Annotated in this window: 17 protein-coding genes; 12 read left to right on the top strand and 5 right to left on the bottom strand. The window is 58.8% G+C overall.

The window, feature by feature from the left end; translation table 11 throughout:
• Nucleotides 1–10: 10 nt before the first annotated feature.
• Both deoB and deoD read left to right on the top strand, forming a co-directional pair.
• Nucleotides 11–1234: a phosphopentomutase gene (gene deoB / locus GVK32_RS17840; RefSeq protein WP_076946445.1), complete on the top strand. Its 1224-nt coding sequence runs from the start codon at nucleotides 11–13 to the stop codon at nucleotides 1232–1234.
• Nucleotides 1235–1291: 57 nt separating this feature from the next.
• A complete protein-coding gene (deoD, locus tag GVK32_RS17835; protein ID WP_041143950.1) occupies nucleotides 1292–2011 on the top strand; it encodes a purine-nucleoside phosphorylase in 720 nt (239 codons plus the stop codon).
• Nucleotides 2012–2098: 87 nt separating this feature from the next.
• On the opposite strand, the gene lplA is transcribed toward deoD, so the two are convergent.
• Entirely contained in the window at nucleotides 2099–3115 is a 1017-nt protein-coding gene (lplA, locus tag GVK32_RS17830; protein WP_159871284.1) for a lipoate--protein ligase LplA, read from the bottom strand.
• Nucleotides 3115–3762: a YtjB family periplasmic protein gene (locus GVK32_RS17825; protein ID WP_159871281.1), complete on the bottom strand. Its 648-nt coding sequence runs from the start codon at nucleotides 3760–3762 to the stop codon at nucleotides 3115–3117. Before GVK32_RS17825 ends, lplA begins: the two co-directional genes overlap by 1 nt.
• A gap of 103 nt (nucleotides 3763–3865) precedes the next feature.
• Between GVK32_RS17825 and serB the strand changes: the two genes are divergently transcribed.
• From serB to nadR, 3 genes are all read left to right on the top strand, one after another.
• On the top strand, nucleotides 3866–4837 hold the full coding sequence (serB, locus tag GVK32_RS17820) for a phosphoserine phosphatase (RefSeq protein WP_095103927.1): 972 nt from the start codon (nucleotides 3866–3868) through the stop codon (nucleotides 4835–4837).
• Between the two features lie 9 nt (nucleotides 4838–4846).
• Nucleotides 4847–6229: a DNA repair protein RadA gene (radA, locus tag GVK32_RS17815; protein ID WP_159871278.1), complete on the top strand. Its 1383-nt coding sequence runs from the start codon at nucleotides 4847–4849 to the stop codon at nucleotides 6227–6229.
• Between the two features lie 151 nt (nucleotides 6230–6380).
• The gene (gene nadR / locus GVK32_RS17810) at nucleotides 6381–7613 is read left to right on the top strand and encodes a multifunctional transcriptional regulator/nicotinamide-nucleotide adenylyltransferase/ribosylnicotinamide kinase NadR (protein ID WP_095103923.1); all 1233 of its coding nucleotides are present in this window, start codon (nucleotides 6381–6383) and stop codon (nucleotides 7611–7613) included.
• Between the two features lie 83 nt (nucleotides 7614–7696).
• Here the strand turns inward: nadR and ettA are convergent, their stop codons facing one another.
• On the bottom strand, nucleotides 7697–9364 hold the full coding sequence (gene ettA / locus GVK32_RS17805) for an energy-dependent translational throttle protein EttA (RefSeq protein WP_123552680.1): 1668 nt from the start codon (nucleotides 9362–9364) through the stop codon (nucleotides 7697–7699).
• A 269-nt stretch (nucleotides 9365–9633) separates the two neighbouring features.
• On the opposite strand from ettA, the gene sltY reads away from it, so the two are divergent.
• A complete protein-coding gene (sltY, locus tag GVK32_RS17800) occupies nucleotides 9634–11571 on the top strand; it encodes a murein transglycosylase (RefSeq protein WP_159871275.1) in 1938 nt (645 codons plus the stop codon).
• 145 nt (nucleotides 11572–11716) lie between these two features.
• Nucleotides 11717–12049 carry a trp operon repressor gene (gene trpR / locus GVK32_RS17795; protein ID WP_041143958.1) on the top strand — a complete coding sequence of 111 codons (333 nt, stop codon included), beginning with the start codon at nucleotides 11717–11719 and terminating at the stop codon, nucleotides 12047–12049.
• On the opposite strand, the gene yjjX is transcribed toward trpR, so the two are convergent.
• Nucleotides 12036–12551 carry an inosine/xanthosine triphosphatase gene (yjjX, locus tag GVK32_RS17790; protein ID WP_133600716.1) on the bottom strand — a complete coding sequence of 172 codons (516 nt, stop codon included), beginning with the start codon at nucleotides 12549–12551 and terminating at the stop codon, nucleotides 12036–12038. The genes trpR and yjjX overlap by 14 nt on opposite strands.
• A gap of 113 nt (nucleotides 12552–12664) precedes the next feature.
• Between yjjX and gpmB the strand changes: the two genes are divergently transcribed.
• Nucleotides 12665–13312 (top strand): 2,3-diphosphoglycerate-dependent phosphoglycerate mutase GpmB, encoded by a 648-nt coding sequence (gene gpmB / locus GVK32_RS17785; RefSeq protein ID WP_159871272.1) that lies wholly within the window; start codon nucleotides 12665–12667, stop codon nucleotides 13310–13312.
• On the opposite strand, the gene robA is transcribed toward gpmB, so the two are convergent.
• Nucleotides 13309–14178, bottom strand: coding sequence for an MDR efflux pump AcrAB transcriptional activator RobA (robA, locus tag GVK32_RS17780; RefSeq protein WP_159871269.1), 870 nt, complete (start codon nucleotides 14176–14178; stop codon nucleotides 13309–13311). The genes gpmB and robA overlap by 4 nt on opposite strands.
• Nucleotides 14179–14385: 207 nt before the next feature.
• Here robA and creA point away from each other — a divergent pair, with 207 nt between their 5' ends.
• The 4 genes from creA to creD are packed head-to-tail and all read left to right on the top strand — an operon-like array spanning nucleotide 14386 to nucleotide 18401.
• Nucleotides 14386–14859 carry a protein CreA gene (creA, locus tag GVK32_RS17775; protein WP_159871266.1) on the top strand — a complete coding sequence of 158 codons (474 nt, stop codon included), beginning with the start codon at nucleotides 14386–14388 and terminating at the stop codon, nucleotides 14857–14859.
• A gap of 12 nt (nucleotides 14860–14871) precedes the next feature.
• Nucleotides 14872–15561 (top strand): two-component system response regulator CreB, encoded by a 690-nt coding sequence (gene creB / locus GVK32_RS17770; RefSeq protein WP_159871263.1) that lies wholly within the window; start codon nucleotides 14872–14874, stop codon nucleotides 15559–15561.
• Entirely contained in the window at nucleotides 15561–16985 is a 1425-nt protein-coding gene (gene creC / locus GVK32_RS17765) for a two-component system sensor histidine kinase CreC (RefSeq protein ID WP_159871260.1), read from the top strand. Before creB ends, creC begins: the two co-directional genes overlap by 1 nt.
• Nucleotides 16986–17042: 57 nt before the next feature.
• Nucleotides 17043–18401, top strand: coding sequence for a cell envelope integrity protein CreD (creD, locus tag GVK32_RS17760; RefSeq protein WP_200842902.1), 1359 nt, complete (start codon nucleotides 17043–17045; stop codon nucleotides 18399–18401).
• Nucleotides 18402–18524: the final 123 nt, after the last annotated feature.

Genomic DNA, 18524 nt, shown 5'->3' with positions numbered 1-18524 from the left:
GGAGAATAATATGAAACGTGCATTTATTATGGTGCTGGACTCCTTCGGCATCGGTGCGACTGAAGATGCTGCTCGCTTTGGCGACGTTGGCGCAGATACCCTCGGACACATTGCGCAAGCCTGTGCCAAAGGGGAAGCCGACATCGGCCGCAAAGGCCCGCTGAATTTGCCAAACCTGACCCGTCTCGGTCTGGTAAAAGCGCATGAAGGTTCTACGGGTTCCATCGCGGCTGGAATGGATGGAAATGCGGAGGTTGTCGGCGCCTATGCGTGGGCGCACGAACTCTCTTCCGGTAAAGACACGCCGTCAGGCCACTGGGAAATCGCCGGCGTGCCGGTGCTGTTCGACTGGGGCTACTTCCCGGAACACGAGAACAGCTTCCCGCAGGAGCTGCTGGACAAGCTGGTTAAGCGCGCAAACCTGCCGGGCTACCTCGGCAACTGCCACTCTTCCGGTACCGTCATTCTGGATCAGCTCGGCGAAGAGCATATGAAAACCGGCAAGCCGATTTTCTACACCTCCGCTGACTCGGTGTTCCAGATTGCCTGTCACGAAGAGACCTACGGTCTCGATAAGCTGTATGAGCTGTGCGAAATCGCGCGCGAAGAGCTGACCGAAGGCGGCTACAACATCGGCCGCGTCATTGCGCGTCCGTTTATCGGCGACAAGGCGGGTAACTTCCAGCGCACCGGTAACCGTCATGACCTCGCCGTTGAGCCGCCTGCCGCCACCGTGCTGCAGAAGCTGGTGGATGAGAAAGACGGCCACGTGGTGTCGGTGGGTAAAATTGCCGATATCTACGCGAACTGCGGGATCACTAAAAAAGTGAAGGCGACCGGCCTGGACGCGCTGTTTGACGCGACTATCAAAGAGATGAAAGAAGCGGGCGACAAGACTATCGTCTTCACCAACTTCGTCGATTTCGACTCTTCATGGGGCCACCGTCGTGATATCGCCGGCTACGCCGCGGGTCTGGAGCTGTTTGACCGCCGCCTGCCTGAGCTGATGGCGCTGGTCGGGGAAGATGACATTCTGATCCTGACCGCCGATCACGGCTGTGACCCAAGCTGGCAGGGCACCGACCATACCCGGGAACATATTCCGGTACTGGTCTACGGTCCGAAGGTTAAACCCGGCTCGCTTGGCCACCGTGAAACCTTCGCGGACATCGGCCAAACGCTGGCGAGCTACTTCGGGACTTCCGCGATGGACTACGGCAAAGCCATGTTCTGATGGATTTGGGCGGGAATTTCCCGCCCTTCATGCATTCAAATATAAAAGGATAAAACGATGGCAACTCCACATATTAACGCCGAGATGGGTGATTTCGCTGATGTTGTTCTGATGCCGGGCGACCCGCTGCGCGCGAAGCACATTGCGGAAACTTTCCTTGAAGATGTGCGTGAAGTGAACAACGTACGCGGCATGCTGGGCTTCACCGGGACCTACAAAGGTCGCAAAATCTCCGTTATGGGCCACGGTATGGGTATCCCATCCTGCTCCATCTATACCAAAGAGCTGATCACCGATTTCGGCGTGAAGAAAATCATTCGCGTCGGCTCCTGCGGCGCGGTGCGCGCTGACGTGAAGCTGCGCGACGTGGTTATCGGTATGGGCGCCTGCACCGATTCCAAAGTGAACCGTCTGCGTTTTAAAGACCATGACTTTGCCGCTATCGCCGATTTTGGCATGGTGCGCAACGCCGTTGATGCCGCGAAAGCGCTGGGCGTTGACGCGCGCGTCGGTAACATTTTCTCCGCCGATCTGTTCTATACGCCGGATCCGTCGATGTTTGACGTGATGGAAAAATACGGCATTCTGGGCGTGGAAATGGAAGCAGCCGGTATCTACGGCGTGGCCGCGGAGTTCGGTGCAAAAGCGCTGACCATCTGCACCGTCTCTGACCATATCCGTACGCACGAGCAGACCACCGCTGCCGAGCGTCAGACCACCTTCAACGATATGATCAAAATCGCGCTGGAATCCGTTCTGCTGGGCGATCAAGAGTAATAAGATGAGCGGCCCTCCCCGATGCGGGGAGGGCCGCAGTTTCCGGCTAAGGTGCGCACGCCGCTGCCGGATAGCCGCCTCCCGCCCTTACCGTACCGCACCCGCTATCCATGAGGACAGCTCGCCTAGCTCCTGTTCCTGCTCGGGGAAATCGACCCGTAGCGCCTCGCACGCCTTCTGTAGCGCCTCGGCGCGATACGCGCAGCCTTGCAGCCGCGCGGCCAGCGCTTCCAGCGGCGCCGGGTTCAGGCTGTCGGTAAATACCTGCGTACGGGTGATATGCCCCTTCTCGACGTCAAAATGCAGCTCGACGCCTCCCCAGCGAAAGCGCTCATCCAGCAGGTGAGAGAAGGCCGGCGCCTGGCCAAAATTCCACTCCCAGCTGCTCTGACGGGCGAAGGTTTCGGCAAAATTAGGCAGATCGGGGGTTTTATCCGGCGAAATAACTTCGGCTTCCACCCGCTCGCCGTAGTGTTTGAAAAAAGCCTCTTCGATGGCGGCGCAAACCTGACGGTGGGTGATGTCCGGCAGCAGCTCCACCAGATTGGCAACCCGGCCGCGTACCGAGGTTATCCCCTTGGCCTGCAGCTTTTTTTGGTCCGGATTGAGGTAGTTGGCGAGACGGCTTAAATCGGCGTTCAGCAGCAGCGTGCCGTGGTGAAAACCGCGATCCATGGTTTCACGGTAGGCGGATCCGGAGACCTTGCGGTCGCCTTCGGCGGTTTTCACTACCAGATCGTTGCGCCCGGAGGCTTCCGCCGCAACGCCCAGCGCGTTGAGCGCCTCCAGGACGATACGCGTGGAGACGGTTTTATCGTACTCGGGCTTGCCCGCCATAAAGGTAAAGCAGGTGTTGCCCAGATCGTGAAAAACGGCGCCACCGCCGCTGCTGCGGCGGGCCAGGCGCACGTTATCCTCCTCCATTCGGCGGGTGTTGCACTCTTTCCACGGGTTTTGCGCCCGGCCAATAACCACCGTATCGGCATTGCGCCACAGGAACAGCACTCTCTGGGTTGCCGGCATCTGGCGGAAAATAGATTCCTCAACCGCGAGGTTGAACCACGGATCGTAAGAGTCGGAGAGCAGCAGGCGTAGCGTCGGCATCAGGGGGTTCCTTTTTTATCATCGTCTTCATCTTCCACCAGCTTATTGGCGGTAAGCAGGAATGGCGACTGCTGCCAGCGGGTGCGTTTACCCTGCAGCAGGGTGCGGGTCAGCACGACGCCGATAGCCAGCGACAGCAGCAGCATCAGGCGGAGAATATTAGTGGTATTATCCACCTGTTTCGCCTCGGTCGCTAACGTATGGGTATCCAGCGTCAGGCGCAGGTAGCCGAGCGGACCGTTTTTGCCCTGGATAGGTTCGACGATTTGCTGATTAAAGTAGCCACCGGCTTTTTTGCCGTCGAGGGCGAGCCTGTCGCGCACGTTGACGCCTTCGCCGGAGCGCGCCACCAGATCGCCCTGGTCGTCATAGACCCCGGCATCGAGGATTCGGCTCTGTCGGGTCAGCTGCTCCAGCAGCTGGCCGATGCGCTTTTCATCGGGCGTTTCGCTGCGCATCATCGGCGCAAGATTTAGCGAAACCTGCTGGGCAAGCGTGCGTGCCAGTTCTTCCAGCTGCGGGTTACGCTGTTTTTGGCTGTTCTGGCTGAACCACGAGGCTCCCTGCATCAGAGCGACGAGAAGCGCCAGACAGATCAGAACGATGACGGCGCGATGCAGTCGGAATTTCAGTTTTGCGCGTACCATATTCCACCTTTAATATTTGCAGCTTAATGTTGCCAGAAGCGCTGGTTACAAGGTAGCCTCATGCGTTATTTTCCTCGCCTGAATGAAGAAATCTGGAGCCGTAATGCCGAACAGTTTGACCTGGTGCGATCTGCCCGAAGATGTTTCCCTGTGGCCTGGATTACCGCTTTCGCTGAGCGGTGATGAGGTCATGCCGCTGGATTATCATGCCGGACGCAGCGGCTGGCTGCTCTACGGCCGGGGCCTTGATAAGCGCCGTTTAACAGACTGGCAGCGTGAGCTGGGCGCGGCGCTGGTTATCGTCGCCTCCTGGGTCGTTGAAGACTATCAGGTTATTCGTCTGGCAGGCTCTCTGACCCTGCGCGCGACCCGACTGGCGCACGAAGCCGGGCTGGACGTCGCGCCGCTGGGTAAGATCCCGCACCTGCGCTCGCCGGGGCTGCTGGTGATGGATATGGACTCCACCGCCATTCAGATTGAGTGTATCGATGAAATTGCGAAGCTCGCGGGAACCGGCGAGCTGGTATCGGAAGTGACCGAACGCGCGATGCGCGGTGAGCTGGACTTTACCGCCAGCCTGCGCCAGCGGGTGGCGACGCTGAAAGATGCCGATGCCAATATTTTGCTGCAGGTGCGTGAAGCGCTGCCGCTGATGCCGGGGCTGACTCAGCTGGTGCTGAAGCTGGAAGCGCTGGGCTGGAAGGTGGCTATCGCCTCCGGCGGCTTCACGTTCTTTGCGGAATACCTGCGCGACAAGCTGCATCTTGACGCCGTGTTCGCTAATGAGCTGGAAATCATGGACGGCAGGCTAACCGGCAACGTGATTGGTGATATCGTCGACGCTAAGTACAAAGCCGCGACGCTGCGCAAACTGGCGGAAAAATACGAAATTCCGCCGGCGCAAACCGTGGCGATCGGCGACGGCGCCAACGATCTGCCGATGATCAAGGCCGCGGGCCTCGGTATCGCCTATCATGCGAAACCGAAAGTGAACGAGCTGGCGGAAGTAACGATCCGCCACGCTGACCTGATGGGGGTATTCTGTATTCTCTCGGGCAGCATGAACCAAAAGTAAGAGGTTAACGTGGCGAAAGCTCCAAAACGCGCATTTGTCTGTAATGAATGTGGTGCGGATTACCCCCGCTGGCAGGGGCAGTGCAGCGCCTGCCATGCCTGGAATACCATCACCGAGGTGCGTATTGCCGCTTCGCCGCAGGTGGCGAGAAACGAACGCCTGACGGGCTATGCCGGTAATGCCGGCGTGTCGAAGGTGCAAAAGCTGTCGGAGATCAGCCTTGAGGCGCTGCCGCGCTTTTCCACCGGCTTTAAAGAGTTTGACCGCGTGCTTGGCGGCGGGGTGGTGCCGGGGAGCGCGATTCTGATTGGCGGCAGCCCGGGGGCGGGGAAATCGACGCTGCTGCTCCAGACGCTGTGCCGGCTGGCGGAAGGAATGAAAACGCTGTACGTCACCGGGGAAGAGTCGCTGCAGCAGGTGGCGATGCGCGCGCATCGTCTGGGGCTGCCGACGGCCAATCTCAACATGCTCTCCGAAACCAGCATTGAGCAAATTTGCCAGATCGCCGACGAAGAAAAGCCGCAGCTGATGGTTATCGACTCCATCCAGGTGATGCATATGGCCGACGTGCAGTCCTCGCCGGGCAGCGTGGCCCAGGTGCGTGAGACCGCCGCTTACCTGACGCGGTTTGCGAAAACCCGCGACGTGGCGATTATTATGGTGGGTCACGTCACTAAAGACGGCTCGCTGGCCGGGCCGAAGGTGCTCGAACACTGTATTGACTGCTCGGTACTGCTGGATGGTGACGCCGATTCCCGCTTTCGCACCCTGCGCAGCCATAAGAACCGCTTCGGCGCGGTGAATGAGCTAGGGGTCTTCGCGATGACCGAGCAGGGGCTGCGCGAAATCAGCAACCCTTCGGCTATTTTCCTCAGCCGCGGCGATGAGGTCACTTCCGGTAGTTCGGTGATGGTGGTCTGGGAAGGCACCCGTCCGCTGCTGGTGGAGATTCAGGCGCTGGTCGATCACTCGATGATGTCCAACCCGCGCCGGGTGGCCGTGGGGCTGGAGCAGAACCGGCTGGCGATACTGCTGGCGGTGCTGCACCGTCACGGCGGCCTGCAGATGTCCGACCAGGACGTCTTCGTCAACGTCGTTGGCGGGGTGAAGGTGGCGGAAACCAGCGCGGACCTCGCGCTGCTGCTGGCGATGGTGTCGAGCCTGCGGGATCGTCCCCTGCCGCACGATCTGGTGGTGTTTGGCGAAGTGGGGCTCTCCGGTGAGATCCGCCCGGTGCCCAGCGGTCAGGAGCGCATCTCAGAGGCGGCCAAGCACGGCTTCCGCCGCGCCATCGTCCCGGCGGCCAACGTGCCGAAAAAAGTACCGGAAGGGATGCAAATCTTTGGCGTGAAAAAGCTTGCGGATGCGCTAAGCGTTTTTGACGACTTATAATTAAATATCCGTCGTCTTTTCGGCGGCAGGTGTGTTGGCGGCGTCGCTTGCCCGAATCACTGAGTTCACTCAGCTCATCGGGGTTTGCTCGCTTGCCGCCAGCAGAAACCCACAGGATATTTTTTCAGTATTGCTCAAGCAGGAGGCTCTTGTGTCATCGTTCGACTATCTCAAAACCGCGATTAAGCAAAAAGGCTGCACGCTGCAGCAGGTGGCTGAAGCCAGCGGGATGACCAAAGGCTATCTGAGCCAGCTGCTGAATGCGAAAATTAAAAGCCCGAGCGCGCAGAAGCTGGAAGCGCTGCACCGCTTTCTCGGCCTTGAGTTCCCGCGTCGGCAAAAAAGCGTCGGCGTGGTGTTTGGTAAGTTTTACCCGCTGCATACCGGCCATATCTATTTGATCCAGCGCGCCTGCAGTCAGGTCGACGAGCTGCATATCATCATGGGCTATGACGATACCCGCGACCGCCAGCTGTTTGAAGAGAGCGCCATGTCGCAGCAGCCGACGGTGCCCGACCGCCTGCGCTGGCTGCTGCAAACCTTCAAGTATCAGAAAAACATCCGCATTCACGCCTTTAATGAAGAGGGGATGGAGCCTTATCCGCACGGCTGGGACGTCTGGAGCCGAGGGATCCGCGCCTTTATGGACGAGAAGGGCATTCAGCCAAACTGGATCTATTCCTCTGAAGAGTCCGACGCCCCGCAGTATCTGGAGCAGCTGGGGATCGAAACGGTACTGATCGATCCTAAGCGAACCTTTATGAACATCAGCGGCGGGCAGATTCGTGAAAACCCGTTCCGCTACTGGGAATATATTCCCACCGAAGTGAAGCCGTTCTTCGTGCGCACGGTGGCGATCCTCGGCGGCGAATCGAGCGGTAAATCGACGCTGGTCAATAAGCTGGCCAACATCTTCAATACCACCAGCGCCTGGGAGTATGGTCGGGACTACGTCTTCTCCCATCTTGGCGGCGACGAGATGGCGCTGCAGTATTCTGACTATGATAAAATTGCGCTCGGACACGCTCAGTACATTGATTTCGCTGTGAAATATGCCAATAAAGTGGCGTTTATCGATACCGATTTTGTCAGTACCCAGGCGTTCTGTCTGAAGTATGAAGGCCGCGAGCATCCCTTCGTCCAGGCGCTGATCGACGAGTACCGTTTTGACCTGGTTATCCTGCTGGAGAACAACACGCCGTGGGTGGCTGACGGTTTACGCAGTCTGGGAAGCTCGGTGGATCGTACGGAGTTCCAGACGCTGCTGGTGTCGTTGCTGAAAGAGAACGAAATAAACTTCGTGCACGTGAAAGAGGCGGACTACGATACGCGCTTTCTGCGCTGCGTCGAGCTGGTGAAGCAGCTGATGGGTGAGCCGGGCTAACGGGCGCGATGGCCGCATTATGCGGCGGCGATGAACAGAAAAACGGGCGGCCTGGGCCACCCGTTTTTTATTACCTGTTCTTATTACTTGGCAATACGTTTGTACTTGATGCGCTTCGGCTCCAGCGCATCGGCGCCGAGGGTGCGCTTCTTGTACTCTTCGTATTCGGTAAAGTTACCTTCGAAGAACTCCACCTTGCCTTCATCCTGGTAATCCAGAATGTGGGTCGCGACGCGGTCAAGGAACCAGCGGTCGTGCGAGATAACCATCGCACAGCCCGGGAACTCCAGCAGGGCGTTTTCTAACGCGCGCAGGGTTTCGATATCCAGGTCGTTGGTTGGTTCATCGAGCAGCAGAACGTTACCGCCAACCTGCAGCAGTTTGGCGAGGTGCAGACGACCGCGCTCACCGCCGGACAGCTCGCCGACGCGTTTGCCCTGATCGACGCCCTTGAAGTTAAAGCGGCCAACGTAGGCGCGGCTCGGCATCTCGGTGTTGCCGATCTTCATGATATCCAGCCCGCCGGAGACCTCTTCCCACACGGTTTTGCTGTTATCCATGGCGTCACGGAACTGATCGACGGAGGCCAGCTTGACGGTATCACCCAGGGTGATTGAACCAGCGTCAGGCTGTTCCTGACCGGACATCATGCGGAACAGGGTGGATTTACCCGCGCCGTTTGGCCCGATGATCCCGACGATGGCCCCTTTCGGTACCGAGAAGCTCAGGTCGTCAATCAGCAGGCGATCGCCGTAGGATTTACGCAGGTTGGTGACCTCAACGACTTTATCCCCCAGACGTGCTCCAGGCGGAATAAACAGTTCGTTGGTTTCGTTACGTTTCTGGTATTCAACGCTGTTGAGCTCTTCGAAGCGCGCCAGACGGGCTTTGCCCTTGGACTGACGGCCTTTGGCGCCCTGGCGGACCCACTCCAGCTCTTTCTCAATGGACTTGCGGCGCGCCGCTTCCTGAGAGGCTTCCTGGGCCAGACGCTGATCTTTCTGCTCCAGCCAGGAGGAGTAGTTGCCTTCCCACGGAATGCCTTCACCGCGGTCGAGCTCGAGGATCCAGCCGGCGACGTTATCAAGGAAGTAACGGTCGTGGGTAATGGCCACAACGGTGCCTTCGAAGTCGTGCAGGAAGCGTTCCAGCCAGGCCACGGATTCGGCATCCAGGTGGTTGGTTGGTTCGTCGAGCAGCAGCATGTCCGGTTTTTCAAGCAGCAGGCGGCACAGCGCCACGCGGCGGCGTTCACCACCGGAGAGGTTGGCGATTTTGGCATCCCAGTCCGGCAGGCGCAGGGCGTCGGCCGCGCGCTCGAGCTGGACGTTCAGGTTATGGCCGTCGTGCGCCTGGATTATCTCCTCGAACTTGCCCTGCTGTGCGGCGAGCTTGTCGAAGTCGGCATCCGGCTCAGCGTACTTAGCGTACACCTCATCGAGGCCTTTCAGGGCGTTAACCACTTCGGCAACCGCCTCTTCCACGGACTCGCGAACGGTCTGCTCCGGGTTAAGCTTCGGCTCCTGCGGCAGGTAGCCAATCTTCAGGCCCGGCTGCGGGCGGGCTTCGCCTTCGATATCGGTATCGATACCGGCCATAATGCGCAGCAGGGTGGACTTACCGGCGCCGTTCAGGCCGAGAACGCCGATTTTTGCGCCAGGGAAGAAGCTCAGGGAGATATTTTTCAAAATATGACGTTTCGGCGGAACCACTTTGCCGACACGATGCATGGTATAAACGAATTGAGCCACGTTGGACTTCGCCTCTTTTATATACTCTTCATCCTTCAGGCTGCATTAGCGAGAGTGATTTTGAGTAGGGTAGTGAATAGTTTTCAAAGGCGAAGTGTAGCCTTTTTCGCGCTTTAATCCCAGAGAGGCGATGGGATTCACAGAAGAGTAAAAAAATGTTCAGGACGTGGCACGTTTGGCGTTGTCTGGTTAGCATATCTAAAGCGATACCAGAATATTTTAAAAGCGGCACGATGCTGCTCTGATGGACTTAAATAGGGGAATAGCTTGTGGAAAAGGCCAAAACTACGGCATGGCGTCTTCTGGCTGCCAGCGTAAGCCTGCTGGCGCTTAGCCAGCTGGCGCATGCGGATTCACTGGATGAACAGCGCAGTCGCTACGCCCAAATTAAGCAGGCGTGGGATAGCCGGCAGATGTCGGTCGTCGACGAGCTGATGCCCACGCTGTCGACCTATCCGTTATACCCGTACCTCCAGTACCGGCAGATAACCGATGACCTGATGAACCAGCCGACGCTGGTGGTGAAGAATTTTATTGAGGCTAATCCCACGCTTCCGCCCGCGCGCTCCCTGAAATCACGCTTCGTCAATGAGCTGGCCCGCCGCAGCGACTGGCAAGGTCTGCTGGCGTTTAGCCCCGACAAGCCGGTCAGCACCGAAGCGCAGTGTAACTATTACTATGCGAAGCTGAGCGTTGGCCAGGCGCAGGAGGCCTGGGACGGTGCAAAAACGCTGTGGCTCACCGGTAAAAGCCAGCCCAACGCGTGCGACGCGCTGTTTAGCGCCTGGCGCGCCTCCGGCCAGCAGGACCCGCTGGCCTGGCTCGAACGCATCCGCCTGGCGATGAAGGCGGGCAACACCAGCCTGGTGCGATCGCTGGCGCAGCAGATGCCGCCTGAGTATCTGACCATCTCTTCGGCGATTGTGGCGCTGGCTAACGATCCGAATACCGTGATGAATTTTGCCCGCACCACCGGAGCCACCGATTTCACCCGCCAGATGGCGGCGGTGGCCTTTGAGAGCGTGGCGCGTCAGGACGTTGAAAACGCCCGGCTGATGATCCCTTCGCTGGTCCAGGCGCAGCAGCTCAATGACGATCAAACCCAGGCGCTGCGCGATATCGTGGCCTGGCGCCTGATGGGCACCGACGTGACCGACGAGCAGGCGGTCTGGCGCGATGACGCCATTATGCGCTCGCAGTCCACGCCGCTGGTGGAGCGTCGCGTGCGCATGGCGCTGGGGACCGGCGATCGTCACGGGCTGAACACCTGGCTGTCGCGGTTGCCGATGGAGGCCAAAGAGAAAGACGAGTGGCGCTACTGGCAGGCCGATTTGCTGCTGGAGCGTGGTCGCGACGACGAAGCGAAAGCCATCCTCCGTTCGCTGATGCAGCAGCGCGGTTTCTACCCGATGATTGCCGCCCAGCGGCTGGGGGAAGCGTTCACCTTCCGAATCGACAAGGCGCCCGCCACCCTTGATCCGGCGCTGACCTCGGGGCCGGAAATGGCCAGGGTGCGCGAGCTGATGTACTGGAATATGGATAACACCGCGCGCAGCGAGTGGGCGAACCTGGTGACCAGCCGGACCAAAGATCAGCAGGCGCAGCTGGCGCGCTATGCCTTCAACCAGCACTGGTGGGATCTGAGCGTTCAGGCAACGATCGCCGGGAAGCTGTGGGATCAGCTGGAAGAGCGCTTCCCGCTGGCCTACAACGATCTTTTCTCCCGCTACATCAGCGGCAAGGACATTTCGCAAAGCTACGCCATGGCGATCGCCCGTCAGGAGAGCGCCTGGAATCCGAAGGTCCGCTCGCCGGTTGGCGCCAGCGGCCTGATGCAGATTATGCCGGGTACCGCCACCCATACGGTTGGGATGTTTAATATTGCCGGCTACGGCGGCCCGTCACAGCTGCTGGATCCGGAGACCAATATCAATATTGGCACCAGCTATCTGCAGTACGTTTATCAGCAGTTCGGCAATAACCGTATTTACGCATCCGCCGCCTACAACGCCGGGCCTGGGCGCGTGCGCACCTGGCGGAGCAATAGCGCCGGTCGGATCGACGCGGTGGCGTTTATCGAGAGCATCCCGTTCTCGGAAACACGCGGCTACGTGAAGAACGTGCTCTCCTATGACGCCTACTATCGCTACTTCATGGGTGAGAAAGCGGGAATGCTCACCGACGCGGAGTGGCAGCAGCGTTACTAGCGCCGACGGCCTGCGGGCGGCATAGCATTTTGCTATGCCGCCCGAAATCCATAGAGTATTGACCGGAGTATGCTATTCTTTGTACTCGTTAATGAGTACACACGCTCGGCGGCTCGAGCCGTCGGCCTTAACATGGCGGCGCAACATGACCCAACAATCCCCTTATTCAGCGGCGGTGGCCGAACAACGTCATCAGGAGTGGCTTCGTTTCGTGGCCCTGCTTCAGCAGGCGTACGCCGACGATCTGCACCTGCCGCTGCTGCAGCTGATGCTGACGCCCGATGAGCGCGAGGCGCTGGGCACCCGCGTGCGGATTATTGAAGAGCTGCTGCGCGGAGAGATGAGCCAGCGCGAGCTGAAAAGCGAGCTCGGCGCCGGGATTGCCACCATTACCCGCGGCTCAAATAGCCTGAAATCGGCGCCCCCCGAGCTGCGACAGTGGCTGGAGCAGGCGCTGCTGAACGTTAACGATAAATAGCGTTATGAAACGGGCTAAGCGCCAGCACTACCGCCTGATGATAAACGCTGCTGCGCGTCAGCTTACCGGCGGTAAAAATGCCGATAGCCCCCTCTTTACGGCCAATTTCATCGATGCCGGTATGCTGTGACATCACCGGTCCTAAGGCTTCGCCGGCGCGGACCTGTTCGAGGATCGCCGCTGGCAGCGGCAGCGTGGCCGAGCGCGCTTCGCCGCGCTGCAGGCTATTTTCGATAACGACCCAGCTAAACGTACTGCCGTCGTCGATCCCGGCCTCAATGGCGACCCAGAAATCGGCATCCGGGCGCGCAGCCCGCGCGTTTTCGACCCGATTTCGTGCGCCAGCGCGCGTTTCGTCGTTGCCAAACGGCTGTTCCGGCACGCCGCTCTCGACGGAGACGGACTCAATGTGGCAGGATCCTTCGCCGAAGATCTCGTTAAAAGCCTGCAGAATTGCCTGAATTTTGGCGGGATTAGTGGTAGCTGAGACAACATGGTGCATAATCAAACAACTCAGAATAAATTAACGTCATCGCAGTATACTCCAAATCGTTTTCGCTGCAGGCCACCGGCCCGCCAGCCGAAATTGTGAAGAGCACAGAACGGATAAAAAGCATGTTACAGGTACACCTTGTTCGCCACGGTGAAACGCAGTGGAACGCCGAGCGACGTATTCAGGGCCAGTCCGACAGTCCGCTAACCGCCCACGGTGAGCGCCAGGCCTGGCAGGTTGGCGAACGCGCCAGAACGCTTAACATTACGCATATTATTGCCAGCGATTTAGGCCGTACGCGGCGAACGGCAGAAATTATCGCGGAAGCCTGCGGCTGCAGCGTCGTCCTCGACTCACGCCTGCGCGAGCTGGATATGGGGGTTCTTGAGAAACGCCATATCGATTCGCTGAGCGCGGAGGAGGAGGGCTGGCGTCGTCGGCTGGTTAACGGCACCCCGGACGGGCGTATTCCGCAAGGCGAGTCGATGCGGGAGCTCAGCCAGCGTATGCACGCGGCGCTGACCTCCTGTCTGGAGCTGCCTGAGGGGAGTCGGCCGCTGCTGGTGAGTCACGGCATTGCGTTGGGCTGTCTGGTGAGCACGATTCTTGGCCTGCCCGCGCACGCCGAACGTCGGCTGCGCCTGCGTAACTGTTCCATTTCGCGCGTTGACTATCAGCAAAGCCCGTGGCTGGCTTCAGGCTGGGTGGTGGAGACCGCGGGGGATATTTCGCATCTTGATGCCCCCGCGATGGACGAACTGCAGCGCTAGCGGCGGATCGGGATCAGGTACTCGCAGCGCAGCTGAATCGGCGTATCCGGATCCCGGCTTTCATCCTCAGGGAAGAAGCGTTCGATATCCAGGCCCTTGCGGCGGGTGAGGTTCAGCATCGGCATACAGGTGCCGTACACCGTCAGGATAAACTCCTGCAGCCCGATCCCTAATCCTTCATAGATGAACATCACGTACTCACCGCCTTCCAGGGCGATCGGATGCGAATTGTGCAGGAGACCGTTGGCCATCTCCGGCGTTACGGCCGTGGTATAGAAGACCTCCTGCTCGTCATCTTTCTCAAGACTTGGGCGCGGCTCATGCAGGCCGTAAAGGGTGGGCGGAATCGACGTCGAATTGCCGAGGAAATCCCGCCAGAACTGCACGCGCATCTGGCTACGGAAATCAGAGATCTCCTCCAGCTTACAGGTATAGCTCTGGGTCACGCCAATCAGCGGCGTATTGCTCAGGGTGATAAACTCATGCTGCGGCATGGTGAATTCGCCCAGGCGTAGGGGAGGGCGCATACCGTAAGCGCTCCAGTCAGGGGAGCGGCGGTAGAGCGCAGGCGTCAGGGAGAACTGTTTTTTAAACGCCCGGGTAAAGGTCTGCTGAGAGTCGAAGCGGTACTGTAGCGCAATGTCGAGGATCGGACGCGCGGTCAGGCGTAGAGCCACCGCCGATTTTGATAAACGGCGCGCGCGGATATAGGCACCTATGGCATGGCCGGTCACGTCTTTGAACATTCTTTGCAAATGCCACTTGGAATAACCAGCCTTCGCTGCCACATTGTCCAACGACAGCGGCTGATCCAGGTGACCTTCCAGCCAGCTAAGGAGATCGCGAATAATCCCTGCTTGATCCATAAAATGTCCTCATCCTTAAACTTAGGTGCCTGCTACTAAGGTAGCGGATAATAGCATTTTTTGATGTTTTAGCATTCAGTGTTTTTTTTGCTTTTAAATGCGATTTGTCAGCGAATATCCCGCACTTTTTGTAAAGCTGTGATCTATAAACCTTTTCCATTGAGCAGATAATCAGCGCTCGGGGAAATTCTAAAAAATGGTAACAATATGAAATACAAGAAGTTAATGATCGGACTGCTTTTACTGGCCGGCGGCCAGGCGGCTCAGGCGGAACAGATTGGCTCGGTAGATACCGTCTTCAAATTCTTCGGCCCGGACCATAAGATCGTCGTTGAAGCCTTTGACGATCCGGACGTGCAGAACGTGACCTGCTATATCAGCCGGGCGAAAACCGGCGGCATTAAGGGCGGTCTGGGGCTGGCTGAAGACACCTCTGACGCGGCGATCTCCTGCCAGCAGGTTGGGCCGATTGAAGTGACCGATAAGATCAAAAACGGCAAGTCGCAGGGAGACGTTGTGTTCCAGAAACGCACTTCGCTGGTGTTTAAAAAGCTGCAGGTCGTCCGTTTTTACGATAACAAGCGCAACGCCCTGATCTACATGAGCTATTCCGATAAGGTCGTTGACGGATCGCCGAAGAATGCGATCAGCGCCGTGCCGATCATGCCGTGGAATAAATAACAGGGAACGACGATGCAGCAGCCGCAGATCTGGTTGGTGGAGGATGAGCAGAGTATTGCCGACACGCTTGTCTACATGCTCCAGCAGGAAGGCTTTGTGGTGAGCGTTTTTGAGCGTGGGCTGCCCGCGCTCGATGCCGCTCGCCACCGGATGCCGGACCTGGCCATTCTGGACGTGGGCCTGCCCGACATCAGCGGCTTTGAGCTGTGCCGTCAGCTGCTGGGCCGCTATCCGACGCTCCCGGTCCTGTTTCTCACCGCCCGTGGCGAAGAGGTGGATAAGCTGCTGGGCCTTGAAATAGGCGCCGATGACTACATCGCGAAGCCCTTCTCGCCGCGCGAAGTGTGCGCCCGGGTGCGGACCGTTCTGCGGCGGGTGCAAAAGTTTGCGGCTTCTGGCGCAGTGCTGCAGGTGGGCGAATTTCAGCTCAATGAGGCCGCGGCGCGGGTCACCTGGTGCGGCCAGCCGTTAACCCTGACGCGCTATGAATTCCTGCTGCTAAAAACGCTCCTGCGCTCGCCGGGGCGGGTCTTTTCCCGCCAGCAGCTGATGGACGCGGTGTGGGGGGATGCGCATGAAAGCTTTGACCGCACCGTTGATACGCATATCAAAACCCTGCGCGCAAAGCTGCGCGAGGTCAATCCCCACCTCTCACCGGTTAATACGCATCGCGGCATGGGATATAGCCTGGGAGGCACCTGATGCGTATCGGCATGCGGCTGCTGCTGGGCTACTTTCTGATTGTCGCGATTGCGGCATGGTTCGTGCTTTTCATTTTCGTTCAGGAAATCAAACCTGGGGTACGCCGGGCGACGGAAGGTACGCTGATTGATACCGCCACGCTGCTGGCGGAGCTGGCGCGAGAAGATCTGCTTTCCGCTCAGCCGCAGCATGGGCGCCTGGCCAAGGCGTTTCAGACGCTGCATCAGCGGCCGATCGAGGCGAATATCGCGGGCATCAGCAAAACGCGTAACGAGTATCGCGTCTATCTGACCGATGAGAAGGGCAAGGTGGTATTCGATTCGGCGGGAGAAGCGGTGGGGCAGGACTATTCCCGCTGGAATGACGTGTGGCTGACCCTGCGCGGCCAGTACGGCGCGCGCAGCACCCTGGCCGACCCTAACGACGCGGGCAGTTCGGTGATGTACGTCGCTGCACCGGTCACCGATGGCGGCCGTATTATTGGGGTGCTGAGCGTCAGTAAACCCAACCAGGCGATGGCGCCGGTGATTAAGCGCAGCGAACGGCGAATGCTCTGGGCCGGCGGGGCGCTGCTGGGGATCGCGCTGTTGGTAGGCTCGCTGATGGTCTGGTGGATCAACTTCTCGATCGGCAAGCTGGTGCGCTACGCCGATTCGGTGACGGCCGACCGGCCGCTTCCGCTGCCGGACGTTGGCAGCAGCGAGCTACGCAAGCTGGCGCTGGCGCTGGAAAGCATGCGCGTCAAGCTGGAGGGTAAGAACACCATTGAAAACTACGTTCACGCCCTGACGCATGAGCTGAAAAGTCCGCTGGCCGCTATTCGAGGCGCCGCAGAGATCCTGCGTGAAGGGCCCCCGGCGGAGATCGCCGCACGTTTTACCGGCAATATCCTGACGCAGAATGCGCGGATGCAGTTGCTGATTGAAAAGCTGTTACGCCAGGCAAGGCTGGAGAACCGGCTGGAGATCGCCCTTGAGCCGCTCGCAATTGATAGCCTTTTCCGTCGCTTAGCCGAGGAGCGCGAGGCGGTACTGGCGGTAAAGAAAATCCGCTTACGCTGGCAGGAGAGCGACCTGACGGCGGAGGCCGACGGCGAGCTGCTGGCGCAGTCCTTGGGCAATCTGCTGGATAACGCCATTGATTTTACCCCTGCGCAAGGGGAGATCGTCATGAGCGCAGAGCAGCAGCAGGCGGGCCTGGCGCTGACCGTCAGCGATAGCGGCAGCGGCATCCCGGATTATGCGCTCGGACGCATCTTCGAACGTTTCTATTCGCTACCGCGCGAGAACGGCCAGAAAAGCAGCGGCCTGGGGCTGGCTTTCGTCCGCGAAGTGGCGCGGCTGCATCAGGGCGATATTCAGCTCAGCAATCGCCCGCAGGGCGGAGTGCGCGCCGTGCTGATACTTCACCGTCCCTTCACATAGCTTCAAACTCCCCCCACATAGCCCGGCTAAGGTGAGCGCTTCACTGAGGAGGACGCTATGTTGAAATCACCGCTATTCTGGAAAATGAGCACCCTGCTGGGGTGCATCGTGTTGTTATCTATCCCCCTGATGATGGTCCGGCAGCTGATTGTCGAGCGGGCGGACTATCGTAGCGATGTTGTTGATGCGCTGGAGAAAAGCACCAGCGGCGCGCAAAAGCTGACCGGGCCGCTGATCGCAATCCCGGTCACCGAGACGTTGACCCGTCTTGAAGATAAAAAAGAGGTTGAGTATCAGCAGACCTGGGTGCACTACTGGCTACCGGAATTGCTGGCGATAAGCGGCAAGCAGAACGTGGAATCCCGACAGATAGGCATTTATGAGGGCCAAATCTGGCACAACACGCTTGGGATCAGGGCGCAGTTTGATACCTCCCGCCTGGCTGAACTCAAAAAAGATAATATTACGCTGGGCAGGCCCTTTGTGGTGGTCGGCGTCAGCGATGCGCGAGGAATTGGCGCGATTAACGCGCCGGAGTTCGGCGGCGAGACGCTGCCCGTGGAGCCTGGGCTGGGCCTCAGCGGCAGCGGAGAGGGGATTCATATGCCGCTGCCGCCGCTGTCGGCGCAGCAGAAAACGTTGGACCTTGCGTTCACCCTCAACCTGAACGGAACGGGAAGCTTTTCGGTGGTGCCCGTTGGGCGCAATAGCGAGCTGCAGCTGGCAAGCAACTGGGCGCATCCCGGTTTTCTTGGCGATTTTCTTCCCGTTAGCCGCGAGGTCAGCGCTTCTGGCTATCGCGCCCGCTGGCAAAGCAGCTGGTTTGCCAACAATATGTCCAGGTTCTTTGTGGACGATAGGGAGATTGAGTGGCGAGAGCTGCCGGCTTTCAACGTAAACGTCACCACGCCAGCCGATCAATATCAGCTGACCGATCGGGCGACTAAATATGCCATCCTTTTGATTGCGCTAACTTTTATGGCTTTCTTTGTTTTCGAAAGCTTAACGATGTACCGCCTGCATCCGCTGCAGTATCTGCTGGTTGGCCTGTCGCTGGTGATGTTCTACCTGGTGTTGCTGGCGCTCTCGGAACATATTGGCTTTACGCCATCGTGGATTGCCGCCAGCGCCATTGGCGCGCTGATCAACGCCGTGTATCTGCACGCCGTGCTGAAAGGATGGCGCAACAGCTTGCTCTTCGTCTGTGCGCTATTATTGCTGGATAGCGTTATGTGGATGCTGCTGCGTTCGGAAGATAGCGCGCTGCTGCTTGGGACCGGCGTACTGCTGCTGGCGCTAAGCGCGCTGATGCTGCTGACCCGCCACGTTGACTGGTATGCGCTATCGTCTCAGAAGCCAAAAAAAGCGGAGCAGCCCGACGGCGGGGGAGACGATACGTTTAGGATCTGGAAGTAAAAAACCACCTGCATAGCAGGTGGCATTGAAAACGCCCCATAGGGGCGTACTAAGTCCAGACTCTGAGAGCCTTCCCTTCACACCTCTTTTAGAGGGAGCTGGCTCTCTTCAACTTCATGCTTT

The sequence above is a fragment of the Klebsiella sp. 18074 genome (genome assembly GCF_902705905.1).
GTDB classification, from domain to species: domain Bacteria; phylum Pseudomonadota; class Gammaproteobacteria; order Enterobacterales; family Enterobacteriaceae; genus Klebsiella; species Klebsiella terrigena.
The sequence above is the reverse complement of the archived record's forward strand: the minus strand, read 5'-3'. Positions and strand labels throughout refer to the sequence as shown.